Genomic DNA, 20,958 nt, shown 5'->3' on the forward strand with positions numbered 1-20,958 from the left:
TATTAAGAAATTTTGGCTAAAATCAAAAAAAAATACTACAAACAAAACACAATCAACTGTTTTTCAATACAATAAACAAATAAATTATGAATTTTATTCATATCCAATACCTCATTGAGATTAAGTTTATTTTAAGTTTATCCCATCCGGGACAATAATGACGGCATAAAAAGCAGGGGCTGCAATTCAGAAATAATAAATAACAGACTTCCCTTTTCTTTTTTTACATTTGCTGAAAATAGAGTTTTCTTTAAATAAACTGAATAAAAAACGCATCAGACTGTTTAAAAGAAATAAAAGAACAATAAAATCATCAGACTCAATGACTATTATCATTACAGGAACATCTTCGGGAATTGGTTTTGCTTTAGCCGAATATTTCGGTAAAAAAGGGCATAAAGTATATGGCCTGAGCAGAAAACATACAGAAAGTCAGTATTTTCAATCTATTCCCACAGATGTTACCGATAATACGGCAGTTCAGAATGCCATTGCAGAAGTTTTAAAAACCGAAACCAGGATCGATGTCCTGATCAATAATGCAGGAATGGGAATGGTAGGAGCTGTAGAAGATTCTACGAAAGAAGATATCCTTAAACTTTTCAGCCTGAATCTCGCAGGACCTGTTCAGATGATGACGGCCGTTCTTCCTGTTATGCGACAGCATCAATTTGGAAAAATCATTAATGTTTCCAGTATCGGAAGTGAAATGGGACTTCCTTTCCGTGGTTTTTATTCCGCCTCAAAATCTGCGCTGGATAAAGTAACCGAAGCGATGAGGTATGAAGTCTATCCATGGAATATTGAAGTATGCTCTCTTCATTTAGGTGACATTAAGACCAATATTGCCGACAACAGAGTGATAGCCCCTGTTTCAGAACCTTATAAAGCCATTTTCAACAAAGTGTATGCGTTGATGAATGCTCATGTGAATGAAGGAACCGAGCCGGCAGAAGTAGCAGAATATATTGAGAAGCTTTTGACAAAGAATAAGTGGAAGGCTCATTATTATTTTGGTAAATTCGGGCAGAAAATCGGAGTTCCTCTGAAGTGGATTCTTCCTCAGGGAGTTTATGAGAATTTAATGAAGAGATATAATAAACTGGACTAGTTTCAGTTATTTTAAAAATTATTTATTTTGTAGCGCATTAAAAGTATGAAAATGAAGAACGTCCTGCTTATTCAGTCCAGGTTATAAAACCTCAACATACTTCTTAATGATTTAGTCAACGTACCATTGAAGCTGTTTCTGAAAATATTTTTTGTATTTTTTTGCGTTTTCACCCAGGCGCAAAAGAAACACTATTGGCTTATTGATACGGAAACAAAAGTGAAGAAAAAGGTAAAAGATTCAGCTTCTGCTGTAAAGTTCCTGGATTCTCTGGCTCAGAATAATTATTTTTTCACACAGCTGAAAGAGGTAAAAGTAAAAGGCGACAGTACTGAGATTTTCTACGATAAAGGAAAAAATTATAATGAAACTTATGTAGACCTTTCAGATGCTATTGTTGAAAAATTAAAAATTCAGAAAGATTTTTTCACGAAAAATTTAGACTCCACAAAAAAAAGTATCAATAAAAAATATATTGATGACGGCTATTCTTTCAGCCGAATTAAATCCAGATATAAAGGACAAAAGGAAGGTTTTCCCATTATCGAGCTGGACATTAATAAGAATGATAAAAGAACGATTGACGGTTTTGTGGTAAAAGGCTACGAGAGAGTTCCTAAAAGGTTTATTAAAAATCTAGAAAAGGATTTTAAAGGAAAGACTTATGACGATAAAAATCTGGTCTCGATCAACAAGAGTTTTCAGAGCCATCCTTTTGTCACGCTGGAACGTCAGCCTCAGACTCTTTTCACCAAAGATTCTACCCATATTTACCTTTTCCTTGAAAAGAAAAAGACCAATACATTCGATGGGGTAATAGGTTTTGGAAATGATAAAACCAATAAGTTTACTTTAAACGGGACAATGAATGTTAATTTCAGGAATATGTTCAACGGATTTGAGGCGATCAGCTTATATTGGCAAAGAAACCCTGACAAAGGCCAGACTTTTGATTTACAGGTGGACATTCCTTATCTGTTTAAATCCAACATCGGAATGAATACCAAAGTAAATATTTACAGACAGGATTCTACATTTGCCAATGTTAAATTCCTTCCTGCCTTTTACTATCATGTGAACAACAGGAATAAAATAGGTATTCGCGCTACTTTGGAAACTTCGAGTATTATTGATACCCTGTATACCCAGGGAAAAGACTACAACAAACGGGGAATCGGAATCTGGTATGAAATGACGGAACCCACTGATATCGATCTCTTCCTTTATAAAACGAAGATCAGTGCAGGATATGACTTTTTGACAACAACCTATACTAAAGATGATATTAAAGCGACCCAAAACCAGTTTTACTTCTATGGGGAACATAATTATCATATCGGAGGGAATCATTTTCTAAACATCAAAGGAGAAGGCCGGATGATGGATTCCAAAATGGAGTTCTCAATCAATGAATTGTTCCGGTTCGGAGGCTGGAATTCCATGCGGGGTTTTAATGAAAACTCTCTCGCAGCAGACTATTTTTATTATGGAGGACTTGAATACCGGTACTTAATCGGAAGCCAGGCATTTTTTGACCTCTTCGGACAATACGGGCAACTCAATAATAAATCTCTCGGCGTCAAACCCAAACTCTACAGTGTCGGGCTCGGATTTAATTTCTTCATCCCCATCGGGCTGATGAGTTTCCAGATTTCCAATGGTAACGAATTCGGAAATCCTTTTAAATTCAATGATATCAAAATCCACTGGGGAATCCTGAGCAGGTTCTAAGAAGAGGGGCCGAAGAAGCTCTTTAGAGAATAAAAACACCTGATGATCAACAAAATATACTTTTGTATCCTTTCAAAAACAGTCACTTCATATTTTTATAAACATAGTATAAAAAAGCAAAAGACTTCATACAATTCCTGTTTTTTATTTTACCATTCTATTAATTATTCATGTTAAAAACTATTAAAATGATATTTTTATTTTAACATGATTTTAAAACTCCGGTAACAGTGTCAGGGTATATTTGCCTGCAAAAAAAAATGAAGAAGACTTTAGCTACTTTTGCAATTTCTCTGCTTCCTCTTTACTTTACAGCTCAAGAAATTAACATTTCCGGAAATGTAAAATCCGAAAACGGAACAAGTGTTTCCGGAGTAAGTATTACCGACAAAAATACCGGTAAGACCGCCACAACCGACCAGAATGGGAATTTCACCATTTCGGCAAATCCCAAAGACATTCTGGAATTTTATGCTCCTGATTTTTCTTTGTACACAGTAGAAGTCTCTTCAAAAAAGCAGTATACCGTTACTTTGAAAAAAGTAAATGAAAAACAGCTTGAAGGAGTCGTCATTACCGCTTTAGGAATCGCAAAAAAGAAGGAAAAAATCGGGTACTCTACTCAGGAAGTGGGAACCAAACAATTTGAAACGATTACTACACCCAGCATCGGAAATTTATTTTCCGGACAGGTAGCCGGTCTGAATGTTTCCAATCCTACCGGAATGCAGCAGGCTCCGGAGTTTACTTTAAGAGGAAACTCCAATCTGGTTTTTGTTATTGACGGAGTGATTGTGGAAAAGGAAGTTTTCCAGAATCTTGATCCTAATAATATTGAAAACATCAACGTTCTGAAAGGAGCAACCGCTTCTGCATTATATGGTTCCAGAGGAAGATACGGCGCTGTTTTAATCACTACAAAAACAGCTAAGAAAAAAGGATTTTCCGTAGAGTTTTCACAAAATACAATGATCACCGGAGGTTTTACCAATCTTCCGAAGACCCAGACCGAATACGGAAACGGCTCGCACGGAAAATATGAATTCTGGGACGGCGCCGACGGAGGGGTAAATGACGGAGACATGATCTGGGGGCCGAAGTTCACGCCCGGCTTACAGATTGCCCAATGGAACAGCCCGATCAGAGATAAGGTAACCGGACAGGTTGTTCCGTGGTATGGAGCTGTAACCGGAACACCATACAACGATAAATCAAGATATGAAAGGGTACCTATCGACTGGAAATACCATGATAATTTAAGTACGTTCTTAAAACCGGCGGTTATCAACAATAATAATTTTTCCATCAGTTATAAAAACAATAAAGATGTTTACAGGCTATCCGGAAACTTTATGAATTACGATGACAGGGTTCCGAATTCTTATATGCAGCGTTATGGAGTTAACTTCTCTTCCGAGAATCATCTGGGTGAAAAATTTATTTTTGATACCAAGTTTAATTTCAATCAGACCTTTACTCCCAATATTCCGAATTACGACTACAACCCAAGCGGGCACATGTATACCATCCTGATCTGGATGGGGGGTGATGTGAATGGAAAAGATCTTAAAAATCACATGTGGGTTCCGGGACAAGAAGGAAGGCAGCAAGCCAACTGGAATTATGCATGGTACAACAATCCGTGGTTCGGAGCCGAGTATTATAAAAACCAGAACCGGACGGATATCATCAATGCCCAGACCGGTTTAGAATACAAAGCCACAAAAGATTTCTCAGTAAAAGGAAAGATCTCGATAGTTGAAAACCACAATAAACAGGAAATATTCAGCCCTTATTCTTATTTCAACTACAGCGCTCCGAGAAGCGGCGGATATATCCTGAATGATTCCAAAACCTGGAACCTCAACTATGACGTACTGGCTACCTACAAGAAAAAAATCTCTGAAAATTTCGATTTTACGATCAATGCCGGAGGTTCTGCATTCTACTATAAAAACAATATCAACAATGCCTCTACCGACGGGCTTAAAGTTCCTGAAGTCTACCGTCTTGACAACTCGATAGGCGCTATAAAGTATTATAATTACCTGCAGGAAAAATTAATTTACAGTGCTTACTCCACCATTGATATCGGGTTGTACAACGCATTCTTTATTAACATTTCAGGACGTAACGACTGGTCCTCCACTCTTCCTAAAGCCAACAGGTCTTATTTCTATCCGTCTGCTTCCATAAGTGCCGTGATTTCCAATCTTGTGAAAATGCCGGAAGCGATCAGTCTTTTAAAGCTTTCTGCATCATGGGCACAGGTAGCTTACGACTTTAAGCCCTATTCCATCAGAAACTATTATCTGAATAACAAGGGAATAACGTTTAACGGAAACCCTACCTATTACTACCCAACTATTCTTAATGTTGAAAACTCACTGAAACCTGAACAAACCAGATCATACGAATTAGGATTAAGTGCAGGATTATTTAAAAACAGACTAACCCTGGATGTTACCTATTTCAGAACCCTGGATTACAACAACATCCTTGAATTCCCAAGTGCTCAATCTTCAGGATTTACATCCCAGTACGTCAACGGAAATGAGTACACGACCAAAGGTGTGGAGATATCATTAGGGCTGGTTCCTGTAAAAACTGCCGATTTTACCTGGAAATCTCTAATCAACTGGAGTACCTATGAACAAAAGCTGACTTCCATCTATAACAACATGCCTAACTACAAAAATATTCAGCTGGGAGAAAGAATGGACAGCTATTATGACTATACCTGGCAAAAGTCTCCGGACGGTAAAGTAATTCTGGATGCCAAATCAGGAATGCCCACAAGAGCCAATACCCCTAGTAATTTAGGCCATTTCAATCCGGACTGGACGTTTGGTTTCAATAACAATTTCAAATACAAAAAGATTTCCCTGAATATCGGAATTGATGGAAGCATCGGTGGCGTTATGAGATCGCAGGTCGTTGAAAAAATGTGGTGGGGAGGTAAGCATCCGAACTCCGTAGCCTACAGAGATCTTGAATATGCCAATCCGGGAACCTATTATTTTGTACCGGATGGAGTGAACTATAACCCGACAACAGGCCTTTACACCCCCCATACCAAAGCCATCAGCTTCCAGGACTGGGCGCAGAACTATCCGTATCAGGCAAGGGTAACACAGGCTGAAAGTGAAGAATTTGCCAATGTTTTTGACAGAACCTTCATCAAGCTAAGATCTGTAGTCCTGGAATACGACTTTTCATCACTCCTGAATCCGAGAGGTATGATCAAAGGTTTCACAGCCAATATTTCTGCCTATAATCTGGCCATGTGGAAAAAATCTAAAAATCTTTATTCTGATCCTGATTTCCAGAGAAAAACGGATAATGATATTCAGGATCCTTCAAGCAGATGGTTCGGAATCGGATTTAATCTTAAGTTTTAATTTAAAGTTGACATGACAATGAAAAATAATATCATCACTAAACCGCTATATGGTAAAACAACAAAACGGCTAACGGTAACCTCTCTTCTGATGGTCGGAATAATGACCCTGAGCTCATGCGAATCCAACCTCGATAAGATCAATGAAAACCCCAATGACCAGGCAAGTATTGATCCTAAGTTTCTTCTGACCTATGTTTCAAAAGATGCTTTTCAGATCGATAATGATAATAGAGGTGACAATATGTATGCTTCCCGCATGATGATCGGTACAGATGGTGAAAATGCATATCAGTATATGAAATGGAACGATGCTTCTTTTGAAGTGTTCACCAAAGGACTTATGAATACAGGAAAGATGATGCAGGAGGCTGAAAAAAGGAATAATAAAAACTATATGGCTATCGGTAAATTCTACAGAGCCTATTATTTCTTTAATCTAAGTTTAAAAGTAGGAAGTATTCCTTACACTGAGGCCGTAAAAGGAGAATCCGGAATTACCCAGCCTAAATACGATACTCAGGAAGCTGTAATGGCCGGAATTTTATCTGAACTGAAAGACGCAAGCAGCCTGATTAATTCCAATGATAAAATTGAAGGAGATATCATCTACAATGGAGATACTAACAAATGGAAAAAACTGATCAACTCTTTCCGTCTGAAAATCCTGATCACCATGTCTAAAAAGACCAGTTTAGGGGGATACAATATCGCAACGGAATTTGCCACTATTGCAGCAAGCCAGCCCTTAATGACTTCTATTGCCGATAACGGAGAACTTAAATTTGCAGATGCCGCAGACAGCAGATATTCCATGTTCAACAACAGTGGATACGGATCAAGTTTATACATGGCAGATTATTTTATCAATATGTTTAAAGACAGAAAGGATCCTCGCTTATTTACCTTTGCAGCACAAACAACCGGAGCTAAAGAAGCCGGAAAAGCCCTAACAGACTTCACAGCCTACAACGGCGGAAATCCTACTTCTCCGTATTCTGATAACGCCGCTTTAATCACCGCAAAGAATATCTCTAAAGTCAACGACCGTTTTTATAAGGATCCTACGAATGAACCTTCTTCTGTTCTCAGCTATTCGGAATTGGAGTTTATTCTGGCAGAAGCTGCGGCAAGAGGATGGATCTCCGGGTCTGCAAAAACACATTACGACAATGCCATCAAAGCAAGCTTTAGCTTTTACCAGACCTATGTGAAAAATCCGGGTCAGTATTTTGCCGGATTTGATGTCAATCAGTACCTGACCACACCATTGGTAGTATACAATGATGCAGCACCGCTACAGGATCAGCTGGAAAGAATCATTACTCAGAAATATATGACTATGTTTCATCAGGCACAATGGACTTCTTATTATGATTATCTGAGAACCGGATATCCCAATTATCCTTTGAAAGCCGGAGTTCCCGCCCCTTTCAGATTCAGATATCCGCAATCTGAGTACAATTATAACAGTACCAACTTAAAATCCGCTCTTACGGCTCAATACGGAGGAAACGACAATATTAATTCAAAGCCATGGTGGCTTCAGTAAGAATTTAAGTATTTTTATATCCATCAAAGAAATCGCAGGAAAATCAGATGAACCTGCGGTTTCTTTATTATTACGACTGAATATGAACAGAAGAGAATTTTTAGAAAAATCAAGTCTTTTATTGGCAGGACTGGGAACTTCAAGTGTTCTCCATCCTTCTATTTTAAAAGCCTTAGCTATTGAACCGGCTGCACTATCTACTTTTTATGATGCAGAACATATCGTTATCCTGATGCAGGAAAACCGCTCTTTCGATCATGCTTTTGGTGCTCTTAAAGGAGTAAGAGGTTTTTTAGATCAAAGAGCATTTATAAAACAGGACGGTCAGTCTGTTTTCTTCCAGAAAAGCGATAACGGAAAATATGCTTCCCCCGCCAGACTGGATCTGAAAAATACAAAATCCACATGGATGAGCTCCCTTCCTCATTCATGGTCTGATCAGCAAAAAGCTTTAAATAAAAGAAAATACGATCAGTGGCTTCAGGCAAAAGCTTCAGGAAATAAAGATTATAAAAATATCCCCCTTACCTTAGGCTATTATAACCGTGAAGACCTTCCGTTTTATTATCAGCTTGCAGATGCATTTACCATTTTCGATCAGTATTTCTGTTCTTCACTCACAGGGACAACTCCCAACCGCCTGTTCCATTGGTCAGGAACTCTCAGAGAGCAGCAAAACGGTAAAGTAAAAGCCAATGTCTACAATGACAATATTGATTATGATAAAGCCAGACAGGCAAAATGGAAAAGCTTTCCGGAAATTTTAGAAGAACAAAACGTCTCCTGGAAAATTTACCAGAATGAAATCAGCCTTCCGAAAGGAATGTCCGGTGAACAGGAAGCATGGCTGAGCAATTTTACGGATAATCCCATTGAATGGTTTTCTAATTTTAATGTGAAATTTTCAAAAGGATATTATCAGCATATTCCTACTCTGATCAGCCATCTGAAAAAGGAAATTGAAAAAAATCCCAACCAGAAATCCAGACTGGAAGCCATCATCACAGAATTACAGGAGGATCAGGTAAAATATCATCCTGATAATTATTCAAAACTTTCACAAAAGGAGAAAAATCTTCACGAAAAAGCATTTACCACCAACTCCAACGATCCTGATTACTGGAATCTTGAAATCGGGAAAGATGAAACCGGAGAACGTCTGGTTGTTCCTAAAAGTGATGTTTTGTTCCAGTTCAGAAAAGATGTGGAAGAAAAAAAACTTCCACTGGTTTCCTGGCTTGTAGCTCCGGAACATTTCTCAGATCATCCGGGATCACCGTGGTATGGGGCATGGTATATTTCAGAAGTTTTAAATATTCTGACTCAGGATCCGGAGATCTGGAAAAAAACCATCTTTATCATCAATTATGATGAAAACGACGGATATTTCGATCATGTACTTCCTTTTGCTCCTCCCGTAAACCCCAGTCAGCCTGTGGATATGAACGGAAAAGAAGGTGTGGAATATGTGGATAAATCCCAGGAATATATGAAGCAGCCTTCATTACAGGATCATGAAAGAATCGAAGGAACAGTTGGCTTAGGATACAGAGTTCCCATGATTATTGCTTCTCCATGGACAAAGGGAGGTTTTGTTAATTCCGAAGTTTCAGACCATACTTCCGTTCTGCAGTTTCTGGAGAAATTTATTATGAAAAAGTTCAGTAAGAATGTACATACCGACAATATCAGTGACTGGAGAAGAGCGGTATGCGGAGATCTTACTTCAGCTTTCAATACTTCGAATGTGAAGGCACCACAGATGGATTATCTGAATCAGAAAGATTTTGCAAAAACCATTAATGCTGCCAGAAATAAACCTGTTCCCAATCTGAAATGGTACGCTGAAAATGAACTGAATCCTCATCTTCTTGAAATTCAGGAAAGAGGAATTAAACCATCCCTTCCCCTCCCTTATCATTTCCATGTCAATCTGGAAGAAGGAGGAATCAGAATGACGAATTTAAAAGATAATGGTGTTCCGCTACTGTTGTATGACAGAACTCAATTCAACAGCAATAATTATCATTTTTCTTATGCTTTGTACGCAAAACAGGAATTGTCACATACCGTACATTCCGGGGAGTATGATTTTGAAATTTTCGGACCTAATGGATTTTTCAGAAAGTTTAAAGGGAGCTCGGCCCCTGAAATGGGAGTTTCCTTAGTTAATAATCCGGTAAAAAATCAGGTGGAACTTAGTATTAAAAATGATAAAAAGAAAAATATCACCATTGATTTGGAAGATTTATATGCAAAGAATAAGAAAATAATTACTACACAAAAGCCGGAAGAAAAAATACTAATAGATCTTAGTAAAAACAAAGGCTGGTATGATCTAAAAGTAGTATCGGAAAATAATATATGGCATTTTGCAGGAAGAATGGAAACCGGAAAAATTTCGATTTCTGACCCCCATTGGGCCTAATAACTCTCCAATAAATAATCAAAAAATCCTGTACAATCCTGTGCAGGATTTTTTTGTTATGTTTTTTTTGTTATTTTTCAATCATATTTAAATATCTAAATATGGTATTTAATAATATAAAATTTAAGTCATATTTATTTCATAATATGTTGAATTTTATTAACTTCACTTAACTAATTATTTATATCATGAAAAAATTAAACTTAACCGTTGCAATGTCTATCTTCGTGGCTGCCGTATCCACGAATCTTAGTGCACAAGATACCAATACGGATAATCATACAGTAACGATTTCAATTCCTGAAGTTGCCCTGGTTGACATTGAGCCTTCTGCTACAAAAAACATTACTTTAGGCTTTACAGCGCCTACAGAAGCAGGTAATCCACTTACGGCCAGTGCTGCCAATAATACACTTTGGATGAATTATTCTTCTATTAAATCTGTAGCAGATCCGACCCGTAATGTAACTGTAAAACTAAATGCTCTTATTCCTGGTGTAGACCTTCATGTAACTGCTGCTGCAGCATCAGGTTCAGGAGCGGGAACACTGGGTACTCCTGCAGCCCAGATTACTTTAAGTGCAGCTGATCAAACGATTATTTCAGGTATTGGAAGTGCTTATACAGGAAACGGTGCCAATAACGGACACAATCTTACCTATGCACTTGCTGCCGGAAGCGGCCCTGGAGGTGTAGCGGCTTATGCTGATTTACAGGCTACGGCAACTACTGTAGCAACTGTTACTTACACTCTTTCAGACAACTAGATAAATTCTAAACCAGAATTCATGATAAGGAGAAGTTGTTTTCAGCTTCTTCCCGATTTCGTATTATCAATAAATTAATGCCCAACTTTACATAATCATGATAAAGCGTATTCTTCTTTTGATCACCATCATTTTGCAATTCAGTTTTTTACATGCCGGTATTGTGGTACTCAATGGTCTTACGCATTCCTACAAAGTAGAAAACGGAAAAGTCTATAAAGGAAAAATTGCGATTGAAAACACGGGCTCTGCACCACAAAATGTAAAATTATTCTTACAGGATTTCAGCTACCATTCGAATGGCTCCATCAATTATACGGCATTACATACCAATAGCCGGTCTAATGGAGACTGGATTAAGCTCAATACGAATCTGATTACACTGAAAGGTAAGGAGAAAACCGAAGTATTCTATGAAATTACAGTTCCTAACAAAGCGATAGATCCCGGCAGCTACTGGAGTATTATCATCGTTGAACCTGTAGATGATATCAAACCTTCCGACACTAAAGCGGGTGTAAATATTACTTCTGTCATCCGGTATGCTATTCAGGTCATTACAGATTATGAAACCGAAAAAGCCAAGCCGGACCTTAAATTTGAAAGTGTAAAAATAGAAAAAGAAGAAGGAAGACAAGTTGCCAAAATTGCGATTGCCAATAACGGAAACCTTTATTGCAAACCGACAGCATCTATCGAAATCTATAGCCGTAAAACCGGTGAAAAGATTGGTAATTATTCAAGTCTGGCGATGGGTCTGCTGCCGAACAATTCCAAAACATTCCATATTGATCTCAGCAAAGTACCGCCGGACAAATACAAGGCTGTCATCATCGCCACGGATGAAGATGAAAATGCTTTTGCACTCAATGTGGAACTAGAAGTAAAGAATGATTAAAACTTGGACTTTATATATTACCCTCCTATTATTCCCGACATTAATTTTTTCTCAACAGCAGCCTAACAGACCGGCTAGCAAAAAAGATAGTTTAATGCCGGGAATGTCTACTTCTATCTCTTTCGCATTAGAAAATAATTCTGATAAAAATAAAACCTACGACATTTCAGCTTCGGCTTCAAGCCCGCATATTATCCCTATTCTAGCAAAAGGACAGCTGCAGATTGCTGCCCATGAAAAAACATTGTATTTAGTTCCGTTGCGTATTTCCGCGGAAGCTCTTCAGGGCTCTTATTTCGTAACATTAAAAGGAACAGATGCTGAAGGCATCAGCTTTACCCAAACATCACGAATTGGTATTGTAGGGAGCCGAAAACTCAGTATTACTACGCTGGACTCTCCGGAATTTGCCAGAGCAGGAGAAACAATTCAGGCTTCTTTCCTTTTAAAAAATAATGGAAACGTAACGGAGCATCTTGTTCTGGAAAGTAAAAATGCTGTGGTAGATCATGATGCATCTCTTATATTAGCTCCTAATGAAGCCAAAGTAATCAGCATTCTCAAAGCGACTAACCCACAGCTGGCCCAGAATGAATTTCAGAACCTTAATCTTTCGGTATATTCCAGAGAAAATCCCAAAGAGAATCAGATGGCTTATGCCAGTGTTCAGGTCATCTCTGTAAAGCCTACAGATAATGATATTTATCACCGGCTTCCTATTGCCGCATCTTTGTCATTTATCGGCATGCAGAATATGGGGAAATATAATGATGGTTTTCAGGGAGAATTGTATGGAAAAGGAACATTAGATAAAGAAAATAAAAACAATATTGAATTCCATGCCGTCACTAAAAACCCTATTGAGTTCAATTCATTTACCCAATATGAAGAATATTTTATCAACTACAGACGGGACAGGCTGTTTGTTCATCTTGGTGATAAAACATATTCTGCCTCTTATTTAACAGAATTTGCCCGATACGGGCGTGGCGCAGAAATCAGGTATGATTTTGGAAAGTTCAGTCTGGGCGGTTTCTATAATCATCCGAGATTTTTCAGGGATATTAAAGATGAGTTCAATATTTCTTCCATCTTTAAAATTCGTAAAGAATCCGAAATCACTGCCGGATACCTTTATAAAGTACCAAGACCTGGAGATCACAACTATGGCAATTTAAAACTGGATTCTGATACTCAGCTTCCTTATGCTGCAGGAAAATTCCAGCTTTCAAAAAATATCAGTGTTTCCGGAGAACTGGCCTACAGCAAAACGGAAAAATTAGAAGGGACGGCTTATATGGCACAGGCACAGGCCAGCTTTGAAAGATTCAACGGAAATGTAATGTATATGAGAGCCAGTCCTCAGTTTGCAGGATATTTTACCAATACCAGTACCTTTAACGGGAATATCCAGTACAGAATTTCTAAAAAACTAAATGTCTTTGCCTATTATATGCATGATGCCAAAAATTTCCAGAGAGACACTTTATTACTGGCAGCTCCATATAGAAACTATCTGCAATACGGGATACAATACAGGTATTTACCCAATGGTTCCATTATATTCAATAACGGATATCAGAAATATCAGGATCGTCTTGAACCGAAACAGTTCGACTACTATGAGCGTTACTTCAAAGTAAGTATTGACCAACAGTTTGGAATGTTTCAGGTTAATATTGAAGGTCAGTTCGGAAAAACAGATAATTACCTTACAGGATTCAACGGACATTCAAACTTTTATTCCGCGAATCTGTCATTTGAAAAGTTCAGAACTTCTTTTAATATCTTTGGGAGCTATGCAGTTACCTCCAGATATCAATTGCAGAATCAACAGCAGATCTATTACGGTGCAAGGATCTTCAGTAGAATTTCAGATAAAACAAGCCTGAATATTTTTTACCAGAATAATTATATGCCTGAAGAGTATTTTAAAGATCGTAATTTATTTGAAATTTTGTTTCATCAACGGTTATTTCCAGGAAATGACCTCGATCTTTCCGGAAGATATTCTCTTCAAAGGGGAGAACTTGGGGATAAAGATTTTATATTTTCATTGCGTTACACCTGGCGTCCCAACGTTCCTGTACAGAAAATTGCAGAATATACTTCTTTACGCGGAAATATTCGTAATCTGGGGGTAAAAAAAACAGATGGAGTACGCTTAATGCTGGGTAATTATTTATCAGTGACAGACAAAGACGGGAATTATATCTTTAAAAACATTAGTCCGGGCAGTTATTTTCTTGAAATGGATCGCTCCACAACGGATATTAATGATATCACAAACATTGCACTTCCTGTACCCTTACAGCTTGTCAATAAAGAAAATACGTATAATTTTGGGTTAACTACTGCTGCTTCAATCCGCGGGACAATAGAACTTTCTGAAAATGAAGAAAAAAACCAGTATGGTTTTGTTCATTTTCAACCTAAAATAGAAAAAAAGGGGAAGCAAAGCGTAATTATTGAAGCATCAGGAACGGATCAGACATACAGAAAAATAGCCGTTATCGGTGAGCCTTTTGATTTTACTTATTTACGCCCCGGAGACTGGAAAGTGAAACTCTATAGAAATGGACTGGATAAACACTATAAAGTAGCCATTGACAGTTTTCAGTTTACATTAAAACCGGGAGAAACCCATTCCATAAACATTCACATTGTAAAGCAGCAAAGTGAAATAAAATATCAGCAGGAAGCCCTGCAAGTAGGATATAACGAAATAAAAAAGAAAAAATGAAAGTAATGGCCACCATACGATCTACGATGATTTTCTGCGTAATTTCGCCGCTATTCTTTTCACAGACTACCGGTAACAGATCTGTAGCGGTAACATTACCTGTGGTCACTTTAATGGACATAGAACCTGCCGGAACGATTTCCATGAATTTTACAGCTCCCACTGAAGCCGGATTACCATTAACTGCTCCGGCTGCCAATACAACAAAATGGATCAATTATAGCTCAGCCATTGCTCCGGCGGGACTTACCAGAAGAATCACGGCATCCGTCAACCAGACGATTCCCGGAGTGAATATTTTATTACAGGCTGCAGCGGCTTCAGGAGCCGGTGGAGGAACTTTGGGAACCCCTACCGCTCAGGTTACACTTTCTACTACTGCCGTGAATATTATTACCGGCATCGGAGGCGCTTTTACAGGAAACGGCAATACTAACGGACACCGGTTGACAATCAGTCTTGCCATCAGTAACTATGCAAATTTATCTACAATAACCAATACTCCTGTTATCATCACCTATACCATTACTGAATAAACTGCAAAGAAATGAAAATCAAATCCATATTTTTTTCCAAAAGATCTTTTATAAAGTTGTTATACATTTTCCTTTTGATAATGTTCAGTAATTATTCTCAGGGACAAACCCTGACGACTTCCGGAACCAACTGGACCGTGAGTATTCCTAGTATTACAGAAGCAGGCACTAATTATGCAGGAACTTATGAAAGCGCTACCAATCAGATTATCCTCGCAGTAAGCGTTCCTCTTTTATTAGGAAATGCGAAAGTATCTGTACATTACGAGCCCAATCCCACCTGGAATAATGCACTGGGCCTAGCAGCAAAAAGAACCAATAACGGAACTACTGTCTGCGCTTTATGTTCAATTACCGGAGGGTTAACCTATCTTACCCTTACCCAGACTGACATAGAGCTTTTCAGAATCCAGGCTGTTTTAGCCCTTGCTGCCTATACCGGAATCAATATACAGCTTGAACTGACAGGAGTATCTGTTACTATTCCTGCAACCGCTTACCAGAGCAGGGTTGTATTTACTGTGTCAGGTGTATAAAACAAGATCCCCTTTCAAAGACTGAAAAGGGATTATTGCTCTTATAAAATTTTCTTATTAATGTTTAGCCCACCAAAGCGGGGTTAATACTGCATCAGTACCGCCTAATAACTGCACCGCTTTATCATATCCCGTTTGATCAGTATTTCTGAATGTACTCGGATATCTCAGACGCTGAGGAAAGTTCTGGATAGAATTGGTCATATAATTTCCTGATGTTACATTAGGAAGATTCACCAAAGGAGTTTCTATTGCAGGATTTTCAAAGAATGGTAATCCCAGTCTTCTCTGATCATTCCATGCTTCCAGCGGAAGCCATGGGGTATTGGCCAGATACTTCTGAGTAATAATTTTCGTTAATTTATCATTTTTAACTGAACCATTCTTATAAATCGTGTTCACAGGATAGTTAATATCCACAGAAACCAGATTTCCGGTTGCCGGATCTTTGTATTTCATGATATGGCTGGCTCCCGGCTCTGCCACATGGCTATAAGAAACAGAAGTTCCGTCACGGTTATAATCTGTGGAAGCCGTATACTGCCCATAGAATTGTGATACGCCGTTATAAGTAAAGCTATCCTGAATTCCTTTATAATAAGCGGCTTCATCATTCATAGGAACAGACCACCCTTTTAAGGCAGCTTCAGCCATCAGGAAATACGTTTCCCAGCTTGCAAAGAATATTCTTGAGTTTTTACTTTCCCGGTATTGTTTACCCAAAGCCGGCATACATCCGATTACATTTCTCAATCCGTTTCTCTGGCCTTTTACGCCCCAATTACCAATTGTATATGCATTCCATGTGTTTACGGTATTGATGGTAATTTTAGAATTATCTGCAAATGTAAGGTCTCCGTGATTGGTGGTTGCCTGATTGGTATACGTAGGGTAAAGTGAATATACAGGACTTGTCAGATCTCCGGGAATATAGAACGTTTTATAGGCTCTCGGATCTATTTTGTTCGGAAGTCCATCCAGCCAGTATCCGGCACTTGGGTCATTCGTCATAGTGGTAAACTGCTGATCATATTTTATCCCGATATAATCTGAAGCTTTTACGGCTGTATGTTGAGATGAAGGTAATTGATCTGTAGAATTGATTCCTCCCAGGCCTATATACATATTATTCAAAGTTGCAGATAAGATCTGAGCATTCCATTCTCTGGACATTACTCCGGACAAAGGGCTCCAACCGTCTTTTTCGGCAACCGTAAAATTCTCTGAGCTGTTGCTGATATACATATTTGAGTTAGCTGCCGCTTCAAATTCAGTTTTTGCTTTTGCCGGATCCACTTCTGCAATTCTCATGGCAATTCTCATTCTCATGGAATTGGCGTATTTAACCCAGCTGCTCCAGTTAAATCCATAGACCATATCATAGGCATTGGCATTGGTTGGTGCCGGTTGATTGATATTCATCTTGGCTGTTGCATCCTTTAATTCTTCTAAAATAAAATAATAAACCTCCTTTTCAGAGTTAAAGGCTGGGTTGCTTCCCTGGAATGCATAAATAGGCTGAGGTCCGAAATTATCAGAAAACTCACTCATTAAATAAGCTCTCCATATTCTGGACATCTGAATAAGATTATCGTAATAAGGCTTGTTTTGTCCAAGGGATTTTTTTTCATTTGCTACCTGAATAGCTGCATTAGCATTATTCAGCCATTCTGATATGTATTTCCAGTATTCAGAAGTCCAGGAATCATCATATGAGCCACCGGCAATCCCCGTAGATAAGTGCTGTCTTCCTGCAGTTTTCCAATAAAGAACAAATACACGCTCTGCAATATTCGGATCCTGCTGTGCACCCAGAATAGAATTATTCAGAAAATATTCCGGTTCAGATTTATTAATATCAACAGCATAGGGGTTGTTATTAATATCTTCAAAATCCTTGCATGCCGTACATAATGTAACCAGGGCAATGCAAGATAAAATATATTTTTTCATGATGTTATTTGAGTGTTAAAAGCCTAATGTAATAGTGAATAAATAAGATCTCGTGGTTGGAAATGCCATATTCTCAAACCCTACAGCGTTCGAATTAATAGCAAATACAGATTCCGGATCGATACCTTTTGCCTTGCTGTAAATCATCCATACATTATTTGCTGTGAATGACACTTTAGCGCTCTGTAAAGCCATTTTTTGAAAAAGACTTTTAGGGAAGCTGTAAGATAGCTGGATATTTCTCAATCTGATATTCGTGGCATCATAAACATTCTGCTCAGTAATTCCAAGGTTTCCGGTTGTTACCGCTGCCCAGTAATCCTGTTGAGTGATTTCTTTGGTATTGGATGCATATCCTCCGTTTTGCTGTACTACCGCATCAAGAACAAAATTATCTCGTCTTCCTCCCGGAGCTGTGTCTGCAGCAAGTCCTGCTCTTTGTAATGCCAGTTGGGTGGCTGAGAAAAATTTCCCTCCGATTCTACCGTCAATCAGGAAAGAAAGTCCAATATTTTTATACACAAAACTACTTGTAAATCCGAATAGGGATCTCGGAGTCTGATCGCCTAAATACTGCTGATCGAGAGTAGCCTGAGGCAAGCCGTTTTGTCCTACAATAAGTTTTCCGAAATAAGGGCTGTTCGGGTCTTCAACTCTCAGAAACTTTGTTCCGTAAATTGCCCCGTAAGGTCTTCCTACTTCCGTATAAAATGTTACATTATCAAAACCTCCGATAGGATACTTGGAAACATTATCGTTAATTTCATCAATATTACTTTTTAGTAACGAGAAGTTGGCATTCACATTCCATGTAAAATTTTCCTTTTTCAGAATATCTGTATTCAATACAAATTCGAATCCGCTGTTATGAAGCCCTCCGGAGCTAATTTTCATGTTTTCATACCCTGAAAGCGGATTCATTGGTAAATTAATCAGCTGATTGGTTGCATTGTTATTGAAATAGCTTACATCCAGCGAAACTCTGTTAAAAAATTTAAGATCTGCCCCTACTTCAAATGTTTTTAATTTCTCAGCCTGCAGATTGGCATTATATAGAATCTTTTGTCTGCTCAGTGTAATATGTCCGTTAGGATCAGTAGATAATGCATAATTATTATATAGTTCATAAGGCTCTAAACCATTACCGGTTACTGCATAAGCAGCACGTAATTTGGCAAACGTAAGGACTTTTGAATTAAAGCCATTGAGTTTATTCAGCATATCAGTTAATACCAAAGAAGAACTGATGGAATTATAAATATAGGATCTGTTTTCAATACTTAATGTAGACGACCAGTCTTTTCTCGTAGTGGCATTAATAAACCAATATCCGTCATAATTTATTTCTGCTGCTGCAAATACTGAATTGATCTTCTTCCAGAGATCCACCTCAAAGTTAGCTGCTGAAGCATTATCGCTTGTATTCTTTACGTTAAATGCATTGGGAATGATAAGATTCTGAGTAGTAAAATAAAGGGCCTTGGTCCTTGTTTCCATCATTTGTCCATATACCGAAACAGATCCGCCCCATTTCCCGAATAAATTATCCTTTTTGGCTGTAATGCTGGCTATATAGTTATTTTCATAAAATTTCTCATTACTGGTTGAGTATGAATTTCTGCGCGAAGACCCTGTCCACACTCTCGCATCTGCATTCAAAGCATAGAAATCTGTTCCTAATCTCACATCTGAACTTAACCAGTTGTTGAACTGGTATTTCAGATAAGCGTTTAATATAATACGGTCTTTTTTATCGGCATTAAGACTATTGTAAGCAGACCAGTAAGGGTTAATGCCATTAGGAGTTATCCAGCGGGATATTACATTGTTTTCAGTTTGACCCTCACGATAATCTGTAATATTTATATTTTGTGGCATTAACAGAATTGCAGGATAGTAATTTCCGTCTCCCTGACCTCCGGAAGGTCTGTTATTAGCTTTTGTACTGATATATTGAGCTTTTATTTCTGTCGTCCATCTTTTGTTTGCCCCAAAAGTAGAATTCATTTTTCCCATAAAATTGAACCGCTCATATTTGGAATTTGGAATCTGGCTGTTATCATGGAGATATCCCGCAGAAGTATACAGACTTGTACCTTCACCCAGATTTCCCTGAAAGCTCAGGTTATGCTGAGAGTTAAGTCCTGTCTTAAAAAAATTTTTAAGGTTATCATACCTTTGCATGGATTCGGTAAATGCAGGCCCCCAGGAAGTCGTATTATCACTGTTCGCCGGATTGACCAATCCGTTACTTCCCTGAGAGAAACTTTTCTGCATATCAGGTTTCATAAAAATAGTCTCAAAGCCTAAACTCGTAGAATAAGAAATTCCTACTCCTCCTTTTTTCTTTCCGCTCTTCGTTGTAATCAAGATAACACCATTTCCTCCCCTTGATCCGTAAAGTGCAGAAGCTGCCCCTCCTTTAAGAACTGAAACAGACTCAATATCCTCTGAATTAAGATCACTTAGTCCGTTCCCCATATCCAGATCCGGATTCCAGAAATCATTATTAAAGACACCGTCATTCTGCTTAGGTTTAGACCCAAGGCTATTACTTAGTGGAACTCCATCCACAACAATTAAGGGCTGATTATCGCCTTTAAAAGAATTAAACCCTCTCAGGTTGATCTTTGATGAAGATCCAGGCCCAAAACCGGCTTTAATAACCTGGAGCCCGGCCACTTTACCTGCCAAAGCATTTGTTACATTTGTCTCTTTGGCGTCAACAAGTGTCTGCCCCTTTACATCCTGGAAAGAGTATCCCAGCGATTTCTTTTCTTTTTTTACCCCGTAAGCTGTTACAACAACTTCATCAATTTTCGATGTCTTAAGAGAATCCTTAGTTTGTGCATACATCCCGTTAAGACAGAAAAATAAAGATGGGAGTAATCCAATCTTAATTATTGTTCTGTTCATATTATACATTCTGATTTAACACAAATATAATATTTTAACAGTATTTAATAATATACTTGTAAAAATTAAAAATAAATATTAACAATTATATTGATAGCTTGATAGTTAACGAAGAAAACTCAAATAAATTTAAATTTATATCACAAAAAATAGAAATCTGTGAATGTCAAAATACGTATCCGGATACGATTTATGAGTTCCGAAGTTTGGGTTAAGAATAAAGATGAAAATGATACTACCATCAATAGGGACGGGCTTTAGGCCTTTCAAATCATAGATGGCATCGTACGGCATACGGCAAGTATAAAGCAAAAAAAAATCCTTTATCATAAAGATAAAGGATTTTTAAAAATAAAATAAAAACTGGCGGCGGCCTACTCTCCCGCG

General features: G+C 38.1%; 12 protein-coding genes. 10 read left to right on the forward strand and 2 right to left on the reverse strand.

Translation table 11 applies throughout. The annotated features are described in order from the left end of the window. Positions 1 to 322: 322 nt before the first annotated feature. From JO178_RS18385 to JO178_RS18430, 10 genes are all read left to right on the forward strand, one after another. Complete coding sequence (locus JO178_RS18385; protein ID WP_291938895.1) at positions 323 to 1,111, forward strand: SDR family oxidoreductase; 789 nt, start codon at positions 323 to 325, stop codon at positions 1,109 to 1,111. 219 nt (positions 1,112 to 1,330) lie between these two features. Beyond that, positions 1,331 to 2,842 carry a hypothetical protein gene (locus JO178_RS18390; protein ID WP_291938897.1) on the forward strand — a complete coding sequence of 504 codons (1,512 nt, stop codon included), beginning with the start codon at positions 1,331 to 1,333 and terminating at the stop codon, positions 2,840 to 2,842. A gap of 260 nt (positions 2,843 to 3,102) precedes the next feature. After that, positions 3,103 to 6,243, forward strand: coding sequence for a SusC/RagA family TonB-linked outer membrane protein (locus JO178_RS18395; protein ID WP_291938899.1), 3,141 nt, complete (start codon positions 3,103 to 3,105; stop codon positions 6,241 to 6,243). Between the two features lie 18 nt (positions 6,244 to 6,261). Beyond that, entirely contained in the window at positions 6,262 to 7,794 is a 1,533-nt protein-coding gene (locus tag JO178_RS18400) for a SusD/RagB family nutrient-binding outer membrane lipoprotein (RefSeq protein WP_291938901.1), read from the forward strand. 82 nt (positions 7,795 to 7,876) lie between these two features. Next, a complete protein-coding gene (locus JO178_RS18405; protein WP_291938903.1) occupies positions 7,877 to 10,222 on the forward strand; it encodes a phosphocholine-specific phospholipase C in 2,346 nt (781 codons plus the stop codon). Positions 10,223 to 10,410: 188 nt separating this feature from the next. Continuing rightward, on the forward strand, positions 10,411 to 10,989 hold the full coding sequence (locus tag JO178_RS18410; RefSeq protein WP_291938905.1) for a hypothetical protein: 579 nt from the start codon (positions 10,411 to 10,413) through the stop codon (positions 10,987 to 10,989). Between the two features lie 97 nt (positions 10,990 to 11,086). Continuing rightward, positions 11,087 to 11,887 carry a DUF3324 domain-containing protein gene (locus tag JO178_RS18415; protein WP_291938907.1) on the forward strand — a complete coding sequence of 267 codons (801 nt, stop codon included), beginning with the start codon at positions 11,087 to 11,089 and terminating at the stop codon, positions 11,885 to 11,887. After that, positions 11,880 to 14,630, forward strand: a complete 2,751-nt coding sequence (locus tag JO178_RS18420) for a hypothetical protein (protein ID WP_291938909.1) — start codon at positions 11,880 to 11,882, stop codon at positions 14,628 to 14,630. Before JO178_RS18415 ends, JO178_RS18420 begins: the two co-directional genes overlap by 8 nt. Further along, the gene (locus JO178_RS18425; RefSeq protein WP_291938911.1) at positions 14,627 to 15,166 is read left to right on the forward strand and encodes a hypothetical protein; all 540 of its coding nucleotides are present in this window, start codon (positions 14,627 to 14,629) and stop codon (positions 15,164 to 15,166) included. The genes JO178_RS18420 and JO178_RS18425 overlap by 4 nt, the downstream gene beginning before the upstream one ends. Positions 15,167 to 15,246: 80 nt before the next feature. Then, positions 15,247 to 15,702 (forward strand): hypothetical protein, encoded by a 456-nt coding sequence (locus JO178_RS18430; protein WP_291938913.1) that lies wholly within the window; start codon positions 15,247 to 15,249, stop codon positions 15,700 to 15,702. A 57-nt stretch (positions 15,703 to 15,759) separates the two neighbouring features. On the opposite strand, the gene JO178_RS18435 is transcribed toward JO178_RS18430, so the two are convergent. Continuing rightward, positions 15,760 to 17,655, reverse strand: a complete 1,896-nt coding sequence (locus JO178_RS18435; RefSeq protein ID WP_291938915.1) for a SusD/RagB family nutrient-binding outer membrane lipoprotein — start codon at positions 17,653 to 17,655, stop codon at positions 15,760 to 15,762. A 15-nt stretch (positions 17,656 to 17,670) separates the two neighbouring features. Beyond that, a complete protein-coding gene (locus JO178_RS18440) occupies positions 17,671 to 20,571 on the reverse strand; it encodes a SusC/RagA family TonB-linked outer membrane protein (protein ID WP_291938917.1) in 2,901 nt (966 codons plus the stop codon). Positions 20,572 to 20,958 lie beyond the last annotated feature (387 nt).

Source organism: Chryseobacterium sp. (assembly GCF_019236175.1).
Lineage (GTDB): Bacteria > Bacteroidota > Bacteroidia > Flavobacteriales > Weeksellaceae > Chryseobacterium.

Excerpts from the sequence above, each read along its gene's own strand:
- JO178_RS18425 (WP_291938911.1), top strand. The coding sequence starts at position 14,627 with ATGAAAGTAATGGCCACCATACGATCTACGATGATTTTCTGCGTAATT.
- JO178_RS18410 (WP_291938905.1), top strand. The coding sequence starts at position 10,411 with ATGAAAAAATTAAACTTAACCGTTGCAATGTCTATCTTCGTGGCTGCC.
- JO178_RS18385 (WP_291938895.1), top strand. The coding sequence starts at position 323 with ATGACTATTATCATTACAGGAACATCTTCGGGAATTGGTTTTGCTTTA.
- JO178_RS18440 (WP_291938917.1), bottom strand. The coding sequence starts at position 20,571 with ATGAACAGAACAATAATTAAGATTGGATTACTCCCATCTTTATTTTTC.
- JO178_RS18435 (WP_291938915.1), bottom strand. The coding sequence starts at position 17,655 with ATGAAAAAATATATTTTATCTTGCATTGCCCTGGTTACATTATGTACG.
- JO178_RS18395 (WP_291938899.1), top strand. The coding sequence starts at position 3,103 with ATGAAGAAGACTTTAGCTACTTTTGCAATTTCTCTGCTTCCTCTTTAC.
- JO178_RS18415 (WP_291938907.1), top strand. The coding sequence starts at position 11,087 with ATGATAAAGCGTATTCTTCTTTTGATCACCATCATTTTGCAATTCAGT.
- JO178_RS18420 (WP_291938909.1), top strand. The coding sequence starts at position 11,880 with ATGATTAAAACTTGGACTTTATATATTACCCTCCTATTATTCCCGACA.
- JO178_RS18400 (WP_291938901.1), top strand. The coding sequence starts at position 6,262 with ATGAAAAATAATATCATCACTAAACCGCTATATGGTAAAACAACAAAA.
- JO178_RS18430 (WP_291938913.1), top strand. The coding sequence starts at position 15,247 with ATGTTCAGTAATTATTCTCAGGGACAAACCCTGACGACTTCCGGAACC.
- JO178_RS18405 (WP_291938903.1), top strand. The coding sequence starts at position 7,877 with ATGAACAGAAGAGAATTTTTAGAAAAATCAAGTCTTTTATTGGCAGGA.